At 22.2% G+C, this 252-nt stretch carries 1 protein-coding gene; it reads right to left on the bottom strand.

Translation table 11 applies throughout. The features are described 5' to 3' along the window. Positions 1 to 57 precede the first annotated feature (57 nt). Positions 58 to 252, bottom strand: a 195-nt coding sequence (locus ACR6JA_RS22355; RefSeq protein WP_494599604.1) for a hypothetical protein, incomplete at its 5' end; no start/stop codon positions are given.

The following is a 252-nucleotide window of genomic DNA, read 5'->3' as shown; positions in this document are numbered from 1 at the left end:
TTGCTTTTTTTTTTTTATAAAAAATTGGTTTTGACCCTGGTTATTGGGCTGTTATTTTTATAAATTTTTTGTGGGGGGTGGGGGTTTTTTTTGGGGTAACCTTTTTTTTTTTTTTAATTTTTTTCTTTTTTTTTTTTTTTTTTTATTTTTTTTTTCAATATATTGTTTTTTTTGTTCGGGGCGTGTGTTTTTTTTTTTTTTTGTTGGGGGGTTGTTTTTTTTTTTTTTTATTCTTGTTTTTTTTTTTTTTTT

Source organism: Cedecea sp. B1(4), from assembly GCF_059414925.1.
The sequence above is the reverse complement of the archived record's forward strand: the minus strand, read 5'-3'. Positions and strand labels throughout refer to the sequence as shown.